The organism is Massilia sp. 01N417 (genome assembly GCF_056399645.1).
Genome location: NZ_JBFTRS010000021.1, coordinates 1 through 17,322 on the forward strand (window position 1 = coordinate 1; position 17,322 = coordinate 17,322).

Below are 17,322 nucleotides of genomic sequence, written 5' to 3' on the forward strand. Positions count from 1 at the left end.
TGCATCGCCAGCTGGGCTACCGACACCGACTCGTCGCACGCTTGCTGCGCCAGCTGTCGCTTGAACTCCAGCGGATAGTTCGTGCTGCGCCGACGCTTCTTTTGTTCTGCTTCACCCGCCAAGATAGTCCCCGCTAAAAAATAGTGGGGACTATGTTGAGTGGCGCGCTGGCAGGTGTCTACACGGTGCAGGGATGACGCTTACCTTCAAGTATTGGAATGCAACCGCAGGATTCCCGTTTCAGTCCTTTGAGATGGAAAAATGGGTCTGTGGCTTGAGCTTCTGGTTTCTGACGAATCAAAAAGACTATTTCCTTACGATCATTGAAAAACTGAATACCAGCTCGTCGTACTCGCAGCGGGTGAATAATGAAATCACGCGCGCAAAAAACATTGTGGCCAATGTCAGACGGTACGAGAAAGATGAAATGCCGCTCAAAGCCGAGAGCGAGATCAAAAAGCTGTTCCGACTATGAAAATTTGATTAGCACTGAATCTGGGTAGGTTTGGTCAGCACCATAAAGGCAAGTCTGAGTGGCCTGGTGGTTAACGAGCGTCGGAACTTGTCGAGCACCAGGCCGTCTACTTAGGCTTGGAGCCACCGATTAATGGATGACGACGAACTGCCTACCTCCTCGGGAGCAGAATCACTCCGACCAATCGTCTCTGCAGGAGCTGGATCACTACGCGTAAGCAGGGGCGCGGGGACGTCGTGATGATGGCGGGGGCCTCCACCATTGACGGTTCGATCTACTTCGAGCTGGTTGGCAACGCTCACGATCGTTTCTGTGTGCGCCGTCCGCGACCTCAGCCAGGTCGAGATCGCGTCAATCTGCTGTTCGACATCACCGGCCGGATGGCCTGTTTCAGCGATGTATCGTTCAAGGGCCAAACGCACGAGTTTTCCACGTTCGCGCACCGGTGTCATCGCCAGCAGCGTATGAACGTCGGGCGCCTCCTGAAAAGTCAGGCTGATCCGAACCGTGATCTCGGTGCCGATTTTCGGCGGCTTTTCCGTTTGTCCCGTCATGGGAAGTCCCAGCATCAGGACTGAAGCAAGGACAGCAAGCCGAGGCGGCAGAAGCCTTCTGCCACCATCATCCGCGGCTCGTCGCTGGAAACAGCATTGGGGTATCGTTGTTTCAGCCCGTCGAGGAGCAGCTCGGCGCCGCCACCGCCAACGATGATCCCGTCCAGTACTGCAGCCTTCTGGCCAAACACCCGGTTGGCCTCATCCATCACTACCGCTTCAAAGCCAGCTTTTGCTTGCCGCAGCAGATGCGACACATCGACCCGCTCCCCGAAGTGCTTGATGCCGCCACTGCGCACCGCCGTCTCCACCACGTCGAGGGACGTCGGCAGCTTGGCCTGCGCCAGCGCGCTGGACATGCCGTCATAGACCAGGTGCATTCCCGCGCAAGATACGGCCGCGTACTCCATCATTGCGCCCTGATCGGATAGGGCAAAGTCAGTGGTGTAATGGCCGATCTCGATTACGCCCCAGGCTTCGTTGTCGAGGTCTCGTTGGGGATGCGGACTACCGTTACTTTGGATCGAGAGCCACTGCAGCGGTGCGTCCGCCTGGCTCTGGACCATCACTTTGAGCGTCTGGCCCGGCAGGAGCCGCGGCATGAGCAAGTCCGCGATGCGCTTGCGAAGTGTGTCGCGCTGCGGCCCAACGAATTTAGCCGGCAAGCCCATCACCAGATGAACCCGGGCGGGCGGATTGCCGAACGCCTGCATGGCCTTGCGCCATGCCCCCAGTACCAGCGCATCGTGCTGGGGGCTCTCGATCCAGTCCGCGTTTTGCCCCGTATAGACTTCGGAGCGGCCCTGCCGCAGGGCGGTCTCGCCGAAGAAGTATCGACGGCCGTCCAACTCGACAGTCTCGAGCTCGGCTTTTTGTCGGGTTTGCTCGTTCGTCAGCGCGATTGCGGGCATTACGACGGTCGGGATCTGGAAAGAGAAGCGCTTGTCGGGCGAGGCCAGCGAGGCCGCGCGTACTTTGAACATTGAATGGCCGCCGTCAATTGCGATCGAGAGGTTTTCCATGTAAGGGCTCCAGATGTGAGGAAAGATTCAAAGGTAACGTGCAAGTCGGCGTGCGCAAGCCGGGTTTGGCTTTGCGACACCGAGCAGCAATCGAAACCTGAAATTCGTCCGTGTCGAAGATCGAGGTTCAAAATTGCGCCGTCACTACTTATCACCACATGCGGAAATCCGAGTCACATGCTTGGAAGTAATATCTCTTGACACATTACCCATGTCCCTATTACAGTTGCGCTGGTCGGCTTCCGGCATTTTTGTACCCCTCTTTACAAGTTGTTCTATCCACTGCGAGAGAACAGCTTTTCGCAACGCCAGGCTTTGGCACCGGCTTGCTTCCATCCGATAGCAAGCACCCATCTCATTAAAAAATCAGCTCTTACTTGGCTGAGTCCTGTCCGCGCGTCTCCACAGACAGGTACAGAGTGATTCCGAAAACGTGTCGTCATCGGCTTTTTAGCGCAATGGCAGGGAAAACTCGGTCACAGATCGAAGTCCCTACCTGATCCGTTTGCCTTTCCGGCCATCCTCCAGCCATCTCCACGTCCGCTCTTCGCTTTAGAGAGTCGTGTCTTCCATCGTCCAACTGAAACCATCGTGATCGGGTTAGTTACCCCTTAGGCCGCATGTGCTCATGGCACGGCACCTATGAAATATCACGCCAGCTTTCACTGGTCCTTCCGCAACTGGAGGCGCGCATCCTCAACGCCTGGACCTAGTCCGGGAATGCGCAGCGAGACACTGCTTTAAGTTCTGTTCTCTTCTTTGGAAGAGAGACCGATTACCGTGAGGGTTCGGCGCATCCGTGGTTGGCAGTAAGGCCCGCGGACGCGAAACCGGTTTATTTAAGACGGGTGCCTTAACCCCCGCCAGCTCGACCTGCCGTGCTTCCGCCTTTGGCGATAAGAGGTATCGATAGTTTTTGTGAGGACATATGTGGCAGCAAAAAGTGAATGCCGAGATGAAGTTGCACGGTACGCGCCGAGTGAATGGGAAAGTCGCGTCCGAGCGGACCCAGACGCTGACGAAAGACGTGGTATATGCAGCGATCCGGCTGCTGCACGAACTCGGCTATAAGGTCCAAGATCCGAAGAACCTTGGCGAGCGACACATCGAAGTACTCGTCAAGCACTGGTGGTATTGCCAGCACAAGAAGATCAAAACCATCCAGAACGACCTATCGCGGTTACGCGTCTTCTGCGCAATGCTCGGCAAGCCGGGTATGGTTGGCTCTGTTCAGAAGTATCTGCCCGACGTGGATCCGGACTTGTTGAAGGTGAGTTCGGCTGCGCAAACCACAAAGTCGTGGTCCGGCCATGGCATTGATCTGGTGACGACCTTTCGTGAGGTTGACGAGCGCGACCCGCGACTTGGACTGATGTTGCGTCTCGAACTAGGTTTCGGGTTGCGGCGCGAAGAGGTCCTGAAATGCAATCCACACGTCCAGGATTTCGGCCACTACCTACAGGTTTTCCCAGGAATGGGGAAGGGCGGCCGTTGGCGCAACATCCCTATCGCCTCGAGTGCTCAACGCGAGCTCCTGGACTATGTCAAATCCCGTGTACCAAAGGACCAGCCGCTTGGATGGGAATACTCCCGCTCAGGCAAGGTAGCCAGTCTGCAACAAAATATCCGCCGTTATGAAAACTTGATGGCGTCGCTGGGTTTCACCAAGGCCGATGCTGGCGTAACCGGTCACGGGTTGCGAGCCCAGTTTGCAGAAAACCATGCGCTATTGCTTGGAATGGTGCCACGGACGGTGGGTGAGAGCGGCGGGCAGCTGGCTCGCTCCGATTTGGGCGTCGTGAAGATGAAGGTCGCCCAAGCGTTGGGGCATAACCGACAGTCTGTGATGAGCGCTTACATCGGATCTTCCAGGGCCAGTACCAAAGACCCGCTAGACGAGCAGGGGCAAGAAGCGCTCCGGAAATCGCTTCGTATTTTCGATGTCGTAGGACTACCAGAGGTGCCTGCTGAGCGCGTGAACGACTGCCGCGCGATACAGGACCTACTTCAAAACACAGGCCTAGGACTGAATGTCGAGCAGGTGCATGTGCTGTGGGCTAAGCATGCGCAGCGTCATGGCGCGAATTGGATAGCACCGGAGAGCGCCGCGGTATCTGTTGCCCTGCGGATTACCGCCGAGGCCATGTTGAAAGATTTCTTATTATCTCTAAAGGAGCAAAATATGTTGGTTGAAGCTGTGAAAGACTGGGAGGGTGTCTAACAATGCTAAACAGGTACCTCCCATGGAAAAATGTACCCGGCAATTCATCGGCAGAAAATTGCGTTGCTCTCTTCAAAGAGTTGGATGACATCTTAGTTCGCCTGAATGTAGTCGGAAAAGATCTGAATCCGCTACAGCGTCACCTGGTCAACCGTTTTACTACCGCATGCAAGGTCTTCAGTCGCGAGCTCCTCGCCGGAGATGATGATGCGAACGTTAAGCACGCAGCGTTTAACTTATCGGTGGACGATAAGTTCCCTTTCCGGGTCAGTACCCCAGAGGCCGGCAGGGCGATGATCGATGATATTTGCGGGAGCACTTGCACCGACCTTCAGGCTATTGGTAACTCAGTTCAGAAGGGAATCATTGAAGGGGTAGCCGATGTGATAGCAGGTATCCGGGCAGAACAGGAGGACGGTTTACCGCACTGTGATGGGTTAGAGACGATTGCCTCGTCGGTGCGATACTTGGCACAGCAAGTAGAGGTGCTTTTCGAGGTACAGATTTATATGGTGAGAAGACTTCAGCTCGTCAACCAAGCCGAAAACGACGAGGCTAGTGAAAAAAACAAAACTACCTGCCGAGTTACTGCCGAAGAATTTATGAAGAGCGTTAAACCCCCTGTGCGACGCCCTAGGTTACGAGACCTTTTGGAGCCGTACATTCCGCAGATCATGCATCTCCGTGATTCGGGTTATACCTATGAGCAGTGCGCGCAGTTTTTGTATGATAACGGCGTCAGTATTAAAATGGCGAGTATAGGCACCATACTTCGTGAAGCCCGGGTGCCTAAATGAGCGAGTGAAGTCAGCCGTTTCGAAGCTTGACATAGCTGCGCAGAAACCCAGTTCAGGCCGATAATCATGCGGTTATCGGCCTTTATCAATTCGGTCAGCTATAGAACGTATATTCGGTGTCGTCAGGTTGAAGCTTTAGGAGAAGCGTCGTGTACTTCTCTTGAAGGGTCAATGCGCTGAGCGACACTGAAAAAAATATTGCAGCAGTCAAGAGATGCTCCATAGAAAAATCGTTGAAGAAGATCGCTATCAGTGTGATGGCCGAGAAGAGGGAAAAGACTCCGCACACGATCGATAAGACGGTCTTTGCTAAGGGATGGAAATATAGCAACAAATAAAAGGTGAGGTTTTTCATTGGCCGTCTCCTTTTTTGTAATTTGTCCTTGACCGCTTGAGGATTGAAAAAATGGCCCTGAAGAGGCGCCGAATAAACCGGCCTATCATCATGTACGGCTCAAAATAGAGACGGCTGTCGGCGATGGCAATTTTTTTGATATGTTCGAAAAATTCTTTCATCTGGTGTTTTACATTAACGTCGTTGAAGTGAAACGGTGTCTTGCAGTACGAGTGCCGTACGCTGGCTTGTTCAGCACCTTTGTGCCTGCCGTATTGAAAAAAGTACTGCATTCAAACCAGCGTGTTCTCACCGCTTAAGGAAACTGCACGGCGAATTCCTGCCACGATCCCTTTGGATTGAATGATCTTTGCTACTTCTTGGACGTCGGCGCAAAACTTTAAGGTTAACAGGGTGATTGCATGATGCCGCGAATGGAAGGAAAACATAATCTTCTCCAGTGAAGCTTTCGGGCGAACTAATTGGTGAGCCAAGCAGTTGATATTCCACCATAGCACTCGGCCGTCACCATTGCCGGCGAGGTGCGCTTTTACGGAACGCCGATCTGCCTTTGCCCAGTCAATCTTAAAAATAGTTTGGTTCGTGATCTCTTTAGTATTCATTGGGACATCTCCTTTGGCCTGCTGCATTGAGCGGTGTATGTAACCGCCACAGATCAATCATAAGTCCCATTCGTGCTGGAGCAAGTCAAGTTCTGGCATAAGGAGTTTCCGCTCGCGTTAGCCATCAAGAGGAATTCCTGTCAATCAATGAAGGCATGGCGATAATCATCATTAGGGAATATCGAGAGTAAGCCGTCGGATTTTGTGATTCGATGCATGGATCTCCGGCACAGTGCGGTAGCTGCGGCGTGCCGGGGGAGGCTGATAGTTCGAGCGGTACCTAGCATATGCTTAGTAACGACCCGGAAAGTCCGCGTGACCGTTTGCTGAGTTTGGCTGTCGAAACTTGAAAATCACTTGGTCAGCGCCGGCCCTATTAGGCATTCTTGAAAAGACGCTACAGGGGTGCGTTTACAAAGTGCGATAACTATCCGTATTAACGCCACACCACCCACGTGCGAAATTACTGGGACCTCTACGCCTCAGGCATTGCAAGCTAAGCGCTGCGCTAATGAGACATATCCTTTACATCTTCACCCATCGGTCTATCTGTCATAGAGCTGCAGTGGCCGTTCTCGTGAGTGAAAGCTATCGCATTCGACTGAAACCGACCTGGGAAAAATGTCGAGCTTTCTTTGCCGCTCGTTGACGATCAGTTTGGGTTGATCTGGAGCGGAAAAAGCAATGGGCAAGTCACATGGGTGATCGCCAGCGGCAGGTACCCAAGAAGGGGAAATCCAAATTAACGCGCTCAGAGACGGTTTGAAAACTCGATACGGCCGAGATGTTCTTGCGCACTTTCAGATATATGCGCAATCTAAATCCGATCTCGCGTTCGAAATGGCATGAAATTGCGACAGAACGTGTTGCCGTGGAGTTATTAAACTGTCACTCAGACTACTAAACGATCAGACACGCCTAAGTGGACGCTGCATGTGGTGGTGAGGTAAGCCGTACCACGGAAGCTGAAATCAATGGCGACGGCAGAAGTAGGTAAGCAGTCAGTGAAAGTTATTATAGAAAATTATCTATTGACATATGGAAAACTTTGGTGGTATTGTGGCTTGTCGCTATGCGGCATTGTTTCAAACATCTCGTTGTGGCTTCTCAGCTGCAACCTAAAATTCTTTACGCGTCCAGAATAGTTCCGACTTACTACGAGTCGCGCTATCCATAATTTGGCGCCTTCTCAAAGCCCCTCTCAGTACCTCCAAATTTTGTTTAGGGTGTCCGAGTCTGTTTCCTCGCACATCCTTCTGTTTCGCCGAGTGGACATTCGTTTGGTCTGATTGTTCGGCACATCTCTTCCCACAAATCTCCTGCCCCGCTCGGATCATGCCGTGTACTGCTCCACGGCTAATTTCGCTTGTGCATGTGAAAAGGTTTACCCGAGTACGACCGGGTTGAAGGGGATGGCCATTCCCTTCTAGTCGCACAGAGCTTTTGTCACCTTTTAGTTAAGCCTGTACTACTTTAGTCGAGAAGGAAAACATGTCCCTTACCCCAAGCGAAATAGCCGAGCTTGCCGTCACTTTCCCTAAGGATCACGCAGACCAGATCAATGCCAAATCGGCAAAATATGGTGAACCTCGAGAGGATCTGAGCCACGACTTGAGCGTCATCATTCTAGAAAGAGGTGCGGAGTTCGACCCAAATAAGGGAACTCTACGCCATTTCATTTTTGGGCATTGGGAGAAGCGAAGGAGGCGACAACTAGGAGCGCACAGCTTCGCAGTGTCATTCGATGGCGACGACATTTTTGGGGAGGAAACACGCACACTGATCGAGAATATGCCCAACTCGGCGGACGACGACGGTGACGAACTGTCGTTCGTATCGGACAATACTGATGAAGCCAAAATTCTATCGCTCGTACGTCTTTTAAGCGGAATGTCGACGACGGAAATTGCACAGCTTTTGGAAGTCACCCCGCGTCGCGTACGTCAAATGCTGCAGCAGTTACGAGAAAAGCGAACAATCTCGAAACGGTTCGAGCTTCTCCTTGAGAAGGATTGCTAATCATGGCTTTACCCGATGTGAAATTGTGGCTGCACAGCGAACGTAAGAAGCTGTGGCCGTGGGTTCCGCGTGGGCCAGGATTAACAGGGTATGCGAGCGTGACTTGGTTGTGTCCGGAAGTGCTGTGCTAGATGCTCGTGAGAGCTTCAAAGCCATCAGCAGTGATCAGTGACGGGTTGCCAAAAGTGTAGGTGTATTAATTGACCTGTGCATGAGGGCGCCAACTTAATTCCTGCGTTTAAAACCCACGCGCTGATATTTCTTCGACTATGTATATGAATACGGTCGTGCGGAACCCTCAATTTCGGCGACCGCCGACCTTCTGTGAGGTGATAAATGAATTATCAACAGCAACGTGCCGGCGAGAACGAATATGAAACGCATTCGAAGTTTCATTCAGGCTTCGTCGCGCTTTCCGTCGAGCGGCGAACACATGTGGACACGGCGTGCGCGGCTTTTCACCTTGGGCGAAAACCTCAGACGCTGCGAGTTTGGGCGTCCTACGAAACGGGCCCGCTTCGCCCGGTTCGCGTCAACGGGCGCTTGGCTTGGCCCGTAGAGGAAATACGACGGGTTCTCCAATCGTAGCCGGTTTTCAGTTAGGCGCATACAGCCGGTTCCGCCGGCTGTGTGGCGTCCGCATGGAGGAGTCGGAAGTGCCGAGAGCTGCAGGCCCAACCTGGACGCAATGCCACATGGCCGCGGGTGCGTTCACTTTCGAAAAATTGTTTTACCTCGGCGGGCGACCGGGATGAGGTGGCACTTCCTCCCCTCGTGCGGAGGTCGTAATAACGTTATAACGTTTCCCCTAGCGATAACCACTCTTTGTGGGGAAGGACCGTATCCCGGCTGATGCGCATACTACGCCTGCGTCAAAACGTCGCCAATCGGTACTTTGCGAAGTTAGCCGTCGGAATCCGAATTCAATAAGTAGAAAAAAAGTTGCCTAGGTGCTCAGGCGAATTATCCCCACAAGACGCTGGAACTTAACAGATCTATTTAATTTCTAGGCCTTTAGCGCGCTCTTCACGATAATACCGGATTGCGTTAGTGAAGGGTTCAAAATAAAGAATGGTGTCTTGGCGAGCCACCTCTTTCAAATGAGTCCACAAGGTCGTGCGCTTTGGATCAAAGCGTGGCGTAGTAGTCCGCGTCTTTAAGCAGAAAAAGCCCTTGATCGGTGCGATAGCAAGGCGTCCGATGCGTTTGAGTCGAGCAGGCAGAGTCATGTTTTCCTCCAGTGGGTCCATTTTGCCACAAGTACAGCCAGCTTTCACTCCGCCATGTGCGGTCGAGCATACCGGGCCTGCAAAATTTAGCATCCATCAGAATGCATTATTCACTACCAAGCGGCGCAGAGTCGCCGGCGGCCAGCCTATATTAGCTGCGATCAATATGATTGCTACCCACTTCGACTCGCAATGGCCACGATTTCGCCTAGTCGCACCCCGGTGAGAAGCAGCGTTAGCCTTAGTCAAGCGTAGGTGTTGCATTTTTGCACCGTCATGAAATTTGCAACAATAATTTCCGTTCCTGCAAGGAAATAGAATAAAATTTACCTACAATTAATCAGTCTTCGCGCCTGCGAATAAGTGGTTTTTTGTGAGAATTGCTCACGGTTGCCGTCGGGCTCATCCCATTTCTACTAATCTTTCGCATCGTGAGACACTTCGCCACATCCTTCCTTGTTACCGCTGTTTGCCTAGCTTGTGCGGCAGCGTGGGGTTTTGCACATACCGGGCTAGAGGGCGCCGCAGCCGCCATTTATGTTGCTGCTGTACTGGGCATAATGGAAGTGTCGCTGTCATTTGACAATGCGGTTGTCAACGCCTCCATACTGCGCACTTGGAACGCCTTCTGGCAGCGGTTGTTCCTTAGTCTTGGTGTCCTGATAGCCGTATTCGGCATGCGCCTTCTTTTCCCTTTGGCGATCGTCGCTACTGCTGGGCACTTAAACATTGCAGAAGTTTGGGCGATGGCTCTGCACCAGCCCGATCAGTATTCAGCGCAGCTGGCCAGTCACCACGCTCAAATTGCGGCCTTTGGCGGCGCATTCTTGTTACTGGTGTTCTTGAATTTCGCTATCGATGACGAAAAAGATGTGCATTGGCTGGGCCACATTGAGCGGCCGCTGAGCGCGCTTGGCAGCATTGGTGCTGTACCGATCTTGTTGGCTTTGGCGGCTGTGATGGCCGCCAGCGCGATGGTTGAGCCTGACCAAAGTGCATCGGTGATGGCCGCTGGCGTATGGGGTGTCATTGTCTATGTTGCGGTCGACGTCCTGGGTGGGATGCTTGAAAACGATGATGCTGAAGAGGGTGAGTCCAGCGCCGGGAGTGCTGTTGCGCTCGTCAAACAAGGCAGCATCGGCGCCTTCCTTTACATTGAAGTACTCGACGCGTCGTTTTCGTTCGACGGCGTGATCGGGGCATTCGCTATCACCAATGACATTGTCCTGATCATGCTCGGCCTGGCGATTGGTGCAATGTTCGTGCGCTCACTGACCGTGTACTTGGTCCGTCAAGGTACGCTCGAAGAGTTCGTCTATCTCGAACATGGCGCTCATTATGCTATCGGTGTGCTAGCCGTAATCATGCTGGTCAGCGCGCGTTATCACATTCCGGACCTGTTCACCGGACTCATCGGCATTGCTTTTGTCGGCACAGCACTGTGGGCATCTATCGTCCATAAACGACAGGAAGCGGCAGCAGCCCAGCTAAGCTGACCCGGCGGTACCGCGCAACGTCGATCGTCAAAATTATCTTATGCAGTGTGTAGCTCATGGCCGTTAACCTATCCCGTCCGAACGATCCTGCCAAACCGCAAGAGACGTTGGCTGCACTCAGCGCCTATATCGCGGCGCGCGTCTTTGACGACTATTGCTCAGTGGATGAGTACCGTGCCTTTGTGGCGCACGGCGTTGCCTCGACCGGGCAGGACGTGGCGACTGTCGAACACGCTGTGGACCTTGAGCTCGAGCGCATGGGGGCGGCCAATGAGTTGCGACTACTTGCCGAGCTTGATAGTGCACTCCACCGCTTCACGGCGAGCGACCGGAAACTCGATGCGAAAGAAAAAGACGATGCTGTGCAACTGGTTTGCAAGTCGCGTCCAGGCTTTCGTCATGGACTTCGGTATGAGGTTGCACAGGCAGCGATTTTGGCTTATTGCCGCGCCCACAACGTAAAACAAAAAGTGGGGCTGTTTTCCTGGGCCGTGCCTTGACCCTGTCTTTGCACTCACTACCACCGCTAATAAGGAATCACATGAACGACAATGAACAGGCTTGGCTCGAAAATCGCATCGCCGCTTCGGTTGCAGACGACTTTTACTTGGATCGCGATGAAGAGAAGGGCATCAAAGAAGAGGCGGCAGCGCGCGGCTTCGCGGTGGCTGAAATCGAATTGACTTTGCGCAAAGTGCTAGATCAGTACGGTGCCGTCTCGGAACGCCAACTGGTTGCTACACTCGATAAATGGCTCCACCAATCCACTGATAACGACAAAGTACTCGACAAGAAAGAAGAAAAAGATTGCCTTGATCAAGTGGTGATTGCAGCGCCGGGTAAGAAGGCGGGACTGGACCCGCGCGTGGCAGAGGACTATGTGTCCAGTTTCTGTAAAGCGAATGGCATTCGCCGCAGCACCGACGGTAATAAGCTCAAGATTCCGCTGGCGGTAGCAAGCGTGGCAGCGGTGCTGGCAATTGGGGCCTTCCTCATGTTGCCAAAAGGCGAGTCTGTAGCTAAACCTGGTGACACTGCCTTACGTACAGTGAGCGCCACCACGGATGTGAAGCTGAGCGCCGATGATCGCGCTGAGATCGACGACCAACTCCGGCGTGCACGATCGTATGCCGAGGCTGCGCAGTTCACTGACCCGCCGGAAAAATCCGCCAAAGCCTGCCTCGATACGATCCACCGTGTGGACCCGGCTGGTACTTATCGTGGCGGCGAAGTCAAGGAGCTGGTGTCCAACATCGTCAGCCAATACATGACGCTGACTGATCATGCAGCTGCCCAGAAAGACAAGGTCGCCGCCCGTAAATGGATTGACCGGGCTAAGCTATTCAACGCCGAATCTGAAGTGATTCGCGAAAAAGAGCTCGCGCTTGGCTTGGTTGCCAACAATGAGCGCACCAGCTCGCTTTCACCTGCCAAGTGAAGTGCATGGGCAGAAGCGGTAGTTGTTTCTTAAGGGTGTCCCGGCAATGAGCTCGCGCGTCTGGTGGTACACGGTCGTTGCGCTCGCCATTGCGCTAGCGGCCGTGCTTCTGCTCACGCGTACCAGCGCAAGCGCCAGTCCGTCGGGCACCGCGGCGACGCAGCGTGGCTTGCTTCTAGCATCGCTGCGTAGCGAGCGCGATCGCCTCAGTGCGCTTGTTGCGGCCGGCTGCACCTCGGCCGACTTGCGTGCACACGGCACAGAATATAACGCCTACCGCGCAATTCCTCCGCAGAGCGGTACGCTGCCCGTTACGCCTACGGATGGACAGCCTCGTTCGCCAGAACAGCTGACCGCCATGCTTGACGCCGCAGTTGTGCTCATCATTAGTAAGCACGCCCATGGAAGCGGCTTTTTCGTGACGCCCGACCTGATCGTTACGAATAGTCACGTGGTTGAGAGCGCTGGCTCGGACGGTGTCTGGGTAACGAGCCGCACGTTGGGTAAGGTGCTGCCGGCGCGTGTGGTGGCAACCACGCCGACGAGCAAGGTAGGTTCTCCTGACTTCGCCTTACTGCGTCTTGCAGCGCCCGTGGCTGCTATGCCGCTGGCCATTGCTGATGATGCCAGTCGGCTCGCGCCGGTTGTCGCGGCGGGTTATCCGGGTCTCGTGATGCGTACGGATCCACGCTTGGCAAATTTGTTACAGGGGCAGGGCGGAGAAGCGCCGGAGACAGTGCTGTCGCCTGGCGAAGTCAGCGTCACCCAGCCCCAAGACAACGGCGTCAAACTGGTGATTCATACGGCCGATATCTCGCCCGGCAATTCTGGTGGCCCGCTTGTCGATCGCTGCGCGCGTGTCGTTGGCGTCAACACCTTTGTAAGCAAGTCCAGCGACTTTACTGGACGCGTCCTCTACGCGCTGAGCGCGGCAGACCTGAGCACATTCTTGCGCGCCCACGGCGCACGCTTTACTGAAGCCAGCGAACATTGCTCTGCTGGAGCACTGCGATGAGAAAACTTCCCCTTGTAACAGCGCGCGCCGCAGTTGATATCCGAGGCGTGTATGGGCAGTCCGTGCTCGACCTGTATGGGCAGATGCGGCGCTTGCTTGTCCAACATACAGGCAATCGCTTGGTCGGTGACGTATTCGCCGAGCCACAGCTGAATCCTGTACGGGGCGAGATCGCGTGGTACACGGGGACAGACGGACCGATCGTGCCAGTCGCGCAATTGGCGCCCGACGCCCAGCAAGCGTTGTGGCACCAGCTGGATCAGCTTCGTGCACAAATCAAGAGTGTGGCGGAACGCTATATCGCGAGCGGTGCGCAGACTGCAGGTACGCGTGCCGACACCTTCCGCGCAATGCTCACCGTGACCGATCCGGCGCGTTGCCTGTTTTCGGTAGGCGGCCAGCCCGTTCTGGCGGAGTGGGGCTGCAGTCTCGTGACGGGCGAAGAACGATCCGTCGATCTGTGGACAATTGGATCGGCCCGTACACCAAGCGAACCAGCAGAGCCTACGAATGAAGCGCCACCGCCCTTAGTGGCAACCGAGCCTGCCTTCCCGGCCGTCGCGCCCGAACCGGCGCCTGAGCCTCAACATGTGAGCGTCAGCGAGCCACTCCAGGTGCGTCAAGACGAACCGATTGAACAAGCCCAGCCCGAGCCGAGCAAGGTGTTCAAAGCGGCGCCGCCGCGCAAGCCGACCGTACGTGTGACGCCACCGGTTTCACCCGTGGTTCCCCCAGTGAGGAAGCCGACTGCGACAGATGGAGCGTACAAGGTGTCGGCCAGTCAGGACGTACGCTGGCACGGCCATTGGGATGGCGGTCTATGGGGCCTGCTGAGGTACCTGCTGCTACTCATACTTGCGCTACTGCTGATTGGTTTTTTGGTGCGGGCCTGCAGCGCTGTGCCGGATAGCCTTGCCCTGTCTGGCGACAACGAAGAGCAGCAATTGCGCACCGAGATTGCGGCACTGCGAGATCAGGCTGGCCAGATTGCGGCGCGTTGCGCGTCGACGGAAAACAAACAATGAAAAAACATCATTTACCGGAGTATCGTGGCAGCGTCGCGCTGATCCCAGGTGGCACGCTTCAATTTCTGGACATTGGACTGAACCTGAAGGCCATCCCGAAGAGCCAGATCCAGTTTTGGGAGTACCACGACGGGGCGTCTGGCGATGAGCGGCGCTGGCATTTGATGTGCTTGAAAGAGGAAGATGGTCGCTACATCGACCTAGCGAGAGGTGTGCCGGCAACCGATCCACGGCCTGGGCAAGGCGGCAAACCAATCCAACCAGCCTACGCAACCAGTGCAGAGAAGGCCGTTGAACCCTTCCTGAACCAATGGGTACCCCTGCCATTCTTCCGACGCGAAGTGATGGCAGGGGCCGAGACGCCGCGCTTCCGCAACGGTCCGAGCAATTGGGTACGCGCTCGTCTTTGCACATGGGACGATCCCGAGGGGCGTTACACCCACCAGCTGACGATTGCCTTCGATACCAACCTGGAAGCTGCTCACGAGGGCAGCGATGAGCAGACGTATCCAGCGCCGCGCGAGCGCGACGTGCGCGACGGCGCCGAGTTTGCCTTGGTCGCTGATGTCAGCCAGAGTGCGTGGTTCCTGGCACAGGACTGGGTCCATGAATGGCTGCGCGACTTGCACTACGCGCTGCTACGGCGGCGTCGCCCCGGCAGACCGATACGCACTGAAGAGTTCGATTATCAGCTGGAACATCTCGCGCGCTACATCACCTTCGTCGACCTGTTGCACAACGCTGGCTCGATTCCATCGGTGCGCCTGATTGACCCAGACCGCAACGAACCGATTGACGTCGACCTTGTGCTCGATATCGGAAATTCGCGTACCGCTGGCATGTTGCTCGAGCGCCGTCCGGAACAAGGATTGGCACTGGCGAACAGCGCGGTGCTGGAGTTGCGGGACCTGTCTGATCCGCTGCAGCGCCATACGGAGCCGTTCGGCTCGAACCTGGCGTTCGTGAAGATGCGCTTTGGCGATCCACATGGGCACGCGCGTGGCAGCGGACGCCGCCGCGCCGCTTTCGAATGGCCCTCGATGGTGCGGGTTGGGCCTGAGGCTGCGCGCGTTGCGCTGGGTTCGCGGCGCGACGAGGGCCAGACGACTATGTCGAGTCCCAAGCGCTATCTTTGGGACCGCGGCGCGCGTCTGCAGGAGTGGCGTTACTGTCCTGACCCCGACGAGCCGAACGGGGAGGAACCCCCGGTGAACAGCGGTCTGTTGGCTGGCTTCGTGAATAACCAGGGCACCCCGCTGCATGTGCTAGAGGATCCGCGTGCGCAGCGAGACCCTTTGCTACGCGATCAGGAGCCGTATCCGGTTACCGAACCCATGTTTTCGCGCAGTTCGCTGATGTGCTTTCTGCTCTGTGAAATCCTGGCGCACGCACTTGTGCAGATCAATTCGCCTGCGCAGCGCGCAACCAAGCAGAACAGCGACCTAGCACGTCGTCTGCGTACCGTGATCTTGACCGTACCATCGGCCATGACGATCGCCGAACGGCAGATTTTTGAGCGCTCAGCCAACTGGGCGGTGGGAACCTTGTGGCGGGCGCTCGGTTGGATTGACGAAGACGGCGCGCACGACGTGCGCTTTGCGTACCAAGCGCCACCTGCAGTGCGCTGCCAATGGGACGAGGCCAGCACCACGCAAATGGTCTACGTCTATAACGAAGTTGCCGAAAAATACGCAGGTGATGCCAGCGCTTATTTCAGCGTGTTCGGGCGACGCCGTGCCGCGCACGGTGAGCGGCCGTGCTTCCGCGTGGCTAGCATCGATATTGGCGGGGGTACCACTGACTTGATCGTGACAACTTACGTCGATAAGTCGGCCGGTGCGGCAGCGCTTCTGGAACCGGTTCAGGAATTTCGCGAAGGTTTTAATCTGGCCGGCGACAATATTTTAAAAGCAGTGATTGAGCGCCATGTGCTCGCACCCCTAGAGGCGGCGCTGGCGGAGCGTGGGCTAGCCGATGCCGCGACCGTGTTAACGTCGCGCCTGTGCCGTGACTACGCTGGCCTGTCTGAACAGGACCGTAACCTCCGTAGCCAATTTGCCCAGCAGTATGCGGTTCCGATGGGTCTTGCGATTTTGCGCCAGGCCGAACAAACGCCATTGGCCGAGGCAGCAACGACGCCATTTACGCTTCGTTTTGCCGACGTGTTTGCCGGGAGTAGTCAGCCGCGCGCGGAAGTCTTGCGCTATCTGGACGAACCGATCATGCAGCATGGCCTACCCGGCTTTTCGCTGCGCGACTGGGAGAATCCAGTCAACTTGGCCGAGGTGGCGCGCACCATCGAAAACGTCGTAACGCCCGTGCTGCGCGATCTGTGCGAGGCCGTTGCGGCTTGGTCGTGTGACGTACTACTGCTGTCGGGACGGCCGTCGTGTCTGCCCGCCGTGAAGGCGGTGGTCCAGAGGCGCCCGCCATTGCCGGCTTCGCGCATCGTGCCGATGAACACTTATCAGGTCGAGCGTTGGTATCCGTTCTGGAGCCGGGGTGGCGTCATCGCCGACCCGAAGACGACCGGCGTGGTCGGAGCAATGCTGTGTGCACTGTCCGAAGGCGATCTCCTGAACTTCCACTGCAGGACATCGAGGCTCAAGCCAGTCTCGACCGTACGCCACGTCGGGCTCATGCAGAAAAGCGGGCAGATTTTGGCCGCCGATCGCTTTTTTTCGGGCATCGACTTAGACGCACAGGCCGATCAGGAGCAGGAACATACCTTCGACTTTGTTGGCCCGATCTTTATCGGTTTCCGACAGCTGCCTCTCGAGCGTTGGACGGCGACACCGTTTTATTACTTAAGCTTCGCTAGCCAAAGTGCGAAAGAGACGGCGATCCGTCATGGCGTACCTTATCGGGTCACACTCAGCTACCGGCGCAATCGGGCCGGCACCGTAGCCGAAGAAGATAACGCGACGTTTGATGAAGGCGTGTTCAAGATCGAAGAGATCAGCGCCGCCGACGGCCATATGGTCCCGGCGCGCGACTTGACGCTACAACTGAAGACACTTAAAGACGAACACGGCCACTGGATCGATACCGGTCTGTTCGAGCGCCACTGACAG

The 17,322-nt window shown here is 55.6% G+C and carries 15 protein-coding genes; 10 read left to right on the top strand and 5 right to left on the bottom strand.

From position 1 onward, the window contains the following. Positions 1–193 precede the first annotated feature (193 nt). Positions 194–475, top strand: coding sequence for a hypothetical protein (locus AC1DOQ_RS20515; protein WP_477368504.1), 282 nt, complete (start codon positions 194–196; stop codon positions 473–475). 110 nt (positions 476–585) lie between these two features. Here the strand turns inward: AC1DOQ_RS20515 and AC1DOQ_RS20520 are convergent, their stop codons facing one another. Both AC1DOQ_RS20520 and AC1DOQ_RS20525 read right to left on the bottom strand, forming a co-directional pair. Beyond that, a complete protein-coding gene (locus tag AC1DOQ_RS20520; protein WP_477368507.1) occupies positions 586–1,029 on the bottom strand; it encodes a hypothetical protein in 444 nt (147 codons plus the stop codon). Positions 1,030–1,043: 14 nt separating this feature from the next. Continuing rightward, complete coding sequence (locus AC1DOQ_RS20525) at positions 1,044–2,051, bottom strand: ParM/StbA family protein (protein WP_477368510.1); 1,008 nt, start codon at positions 2,049–2,051, stop codon at positions 1,044–1,046. A gap of 928 nt (positions 2,052–2,979) precedes the next feature. Between AC1DOQ_RS20525 and AC1DOQ_RS20530 the strand changes: the two genes are divergently transcribed. Further along, positions 2,980–4,272 (top strand): phage integrase N-terminal domain-containing protein, encoded by a 1,293-nt coding sequence (locus tag AC1DOQ_RS20530; RefSeq protein ID WP_477368513.1) that lies wholly within the window; start codon positions 2,980–2,982, stop codon positions 4,270–4,272. Between the two features lie 80 nt (positions 4,273–4,352). Further along, on the top strand, positions 4,353–5,069 hold the full coding sequence (locus tag AC1DOQ_RS20535; protein ID WP_477368516.1) for a hypothetical protein: 717 nt from the start codon (positions 4,353–4,355) through the stop codon (positions 5,067–5,069). Between the two features lie 94 nt (positions 5,070–5,163). On the opposite strand, the gene AC1DOQ_RS20540 is transcribed toward AC1DOQ_RS20535, so the two are convergent. Together AC1DOQ_RS20540 and AC1DOQ_RS20545 are read right to left on the bottom strand one after the other, a co-directional pair. Further along, positions 5,164–5,424: a hypothetical protein gene (locus tag AC1DOQ_RS20540; RefSeq protein ID WP_477368519.1), complete on the bottom strand. Its 261-nt coding sequence runs from the start codon at positions 5,422–5,424 to the stop codon at positions 5,164–5,166. Between the two features lie 272 nt (positions 5,425–5,696). Further along, positions 5,697–6,026 (bottom strand): hypothetical protein, encoded by a 330-nt coding sequence (locus tag AC1DOQ_RS20545; protein WP_477368522.1) that lies wholly within the window; start codon positions 6,024–6,026, stop codon positions 5,697–5,699. 1,491 nt (positions 6,027–7,517) lie between these two features. Between AC1DOQ_RS20545 and AC1DOQ_RS20550 the strand changes: the two genes are divergently transcribed. Next, positions 7,518–8,045: a hypothetical protein gene (locus AC1DOQ_RS20550; RefSeq protein WP_477368525.1), complete on the top strand. Its 528-nt coding sequence runs from the start codon at positions 7,518–7,520 to the stop codon at positions 8,043–8,045. Positions 8,046–9,040: 995 nt separating this feature from the next. On the opposite strand, the gene AC1DOQ_RS20555 is transcribed toward AC1DOQ_RS20550, so the two are convergent. Next, on the bottom strand, positions 9,041–9,274 hold the full coding sequence (locus tag AC1DOQ_RS20555) for a hypothetical protein (protein ID WP_477368528.1): 234 nt from the start codon (positions 9,272–9,274) through the stop codon (positions 9,041–9,043). 431 nt (positions 9,275–9,705) lie between these two features. Here AC1DOQ_RS20555 and AC1DOQ_RS20560 point away from each other — a divergent pair, with 431 nt between their 5' ends. From AC1DOQ_RS20560 to AC1DOQ_RS20585, 6 genes are all read left to right on the top strand, one after another. Then, positions 9,706–10,770 carry a DUF475 domain-containing protein gene (locus AC1DOQ_RS20560; RefSeq protein ID WP_477368531.1) on the top strand — a complete coding sequence of 355 codons (1,065 nt, stop codon included), beginning with the start codon at positions 9,706–9,708 and terminating at the stop codon, positions 10,768–10,770. Between the two features lie 56 nt (positions 10,771–10,826). After that, on the top strand, positions 10,827–11,270 hold the full coding sequence (locus AC1DOQ_RS20565; RefSeq protein ID WP_477368534.1) for a hypothetical protein: 444 nt from the start codon (positions 10,827–10,829) through the stop codon (positions 11,268–11,270). Between the two features lie 41 nt (positions 11,271–11,311). Next, a complete protein-coding gene (locus AC1DOQ_RS20570; RefSeq protein WP_477368537.1) occupies positions 11,312–12,208 on the top strand; it encodes a hypothetical protein in 897 nt (298 codons plus the stop codon). Between the two features lie 358 nt (positions 12,209–12,566). Further along, entirely contained in the window at positions 12,567–13,223 is a 657-nt protein-coding gene (locus AC1DOQ_RS20575; RefSeq protein WP_477368540.1) for a S1C family serine protease, read from the top strand. Further along, positions 13,220–14,248, top strand: a complete 1,029-nt coding sequence (locus AC1DOQ_RS20580) for a hypothetical protein (RefSeq protein ID WP_477368543.1) — start codon at positions 13,220–13,222, stop codon at positions 14,246–14,248. The genes AC1DOQ_RS20575 and AC1DOQ_RS20580 overlap by 4 nt, the downstream gene beginning before the upstream one ends. After that, a complete protein-coding gene (locus AC1DOQ_RS20585; protein ID WP_477368546.1) occupies positions 14,245–17,319 on the top strand; it encodes a virulence factor SrfB in 3,075 nt (1,024 codons plus the stop codon). The genes AC1DOQ_RS20580 and AC1DOQ_RS20585 overlap by 4 nt, the downstream gene beginning before the upstream one ends. Positions 17,320–17,322: the final 3 nt, after the last annotated feature.

Coding starts and splice junctions, on each gene's coding strand:
- AC1DOQ_RS20515 (WP_477368504.1), top strand. CDS start 194: ATGACGCTTACCTTCAAGTATTGGAATGCAACCGCAGGATTCCCGTTT.
- AC1DOQ_RS20520 (WP_477368507.1), bottom strand. CDS start 1,029: ATGACGGGACAAACGGAAAAGCCGCCGAAAATCGGCACCGAGATCACG.
- AC1DOQ_RS20525 (WP_477368510.1), bottom strand. CDS start 2,051: ATGGAAAACCTCTCGATCGCAATTGACGGCGGCCATTCAATGTTCAAA.
- AC1DOQ_RS20530 (WP_477368513.1), top strand. CDS start 2,980: ATGTGGCAGCAAAAAGTGAATGCCGAGATGAAGTTGCACGGTACGCGC.
- AC1DOQ_RS20540 (WP_477368519.1), bottom strand. CDS start 5,424: ATGAAAAACCTCACCTTTTATTTGTTGCTATATTTCCATCCCTTAGCA.
- AC1DOQ_RS20545 (WP_477368522.1), bottom strand. CDS start 6,026: ATGAATACTAAAGAGATCACGAACCAAACTATTTTTAAGATTGACTGG.
- AC1DOQ_RS20550 (WP_477368525.1), top strand. CDS start 7,518: ATGTCCCTTACCCCAAGCGAAATAGCCGAGCTTGCCGTCACTTTCCCT.
- AC1DOQ_RS20555 (WP_477368528.1), bottom strand. CDS start 9,274: ATGACTCTGCCTGCTCGACTCAAACGCATCGGACGCCTTGCTATCGCA.
- AC1DOQ_RS20565 (WP_477368534.1), top strand. CDS start 10,827: ATGGCCGTTAACCTATCCCGTCCGAACGATCCTGCCAAACCGCAAGAG.
- AC1DOQ_RS20570 (WP_477368537.1), top strand. CDS start 11,312: ATGAACGACAATGAACAGGCTTGGCTCGAAAATCGCATCGCCGCTTCG.
- AC1DOQ_RS20575 (WP_477368540.1), top strand. CDS start 12,567: ATGCTTGACGCCGCAGTTGTGCTCATCATTAGTAAGCACGCCCATGGA.
- AC1DOQ_RS20580 (WP_477368543.1), top strand. CDS start 13,220: ATGAGAAAACTTCCCCTTGTAACAGCGCGCGCCGCAGTTGATATCCGA.
- AC1DOQ_RS20585 (WP_477368546.1), top strand. CDS start 14,245: ATGAAAAAACATCATTTACCGGAGTATCGTGGCAGCGTCGCGCTGATC.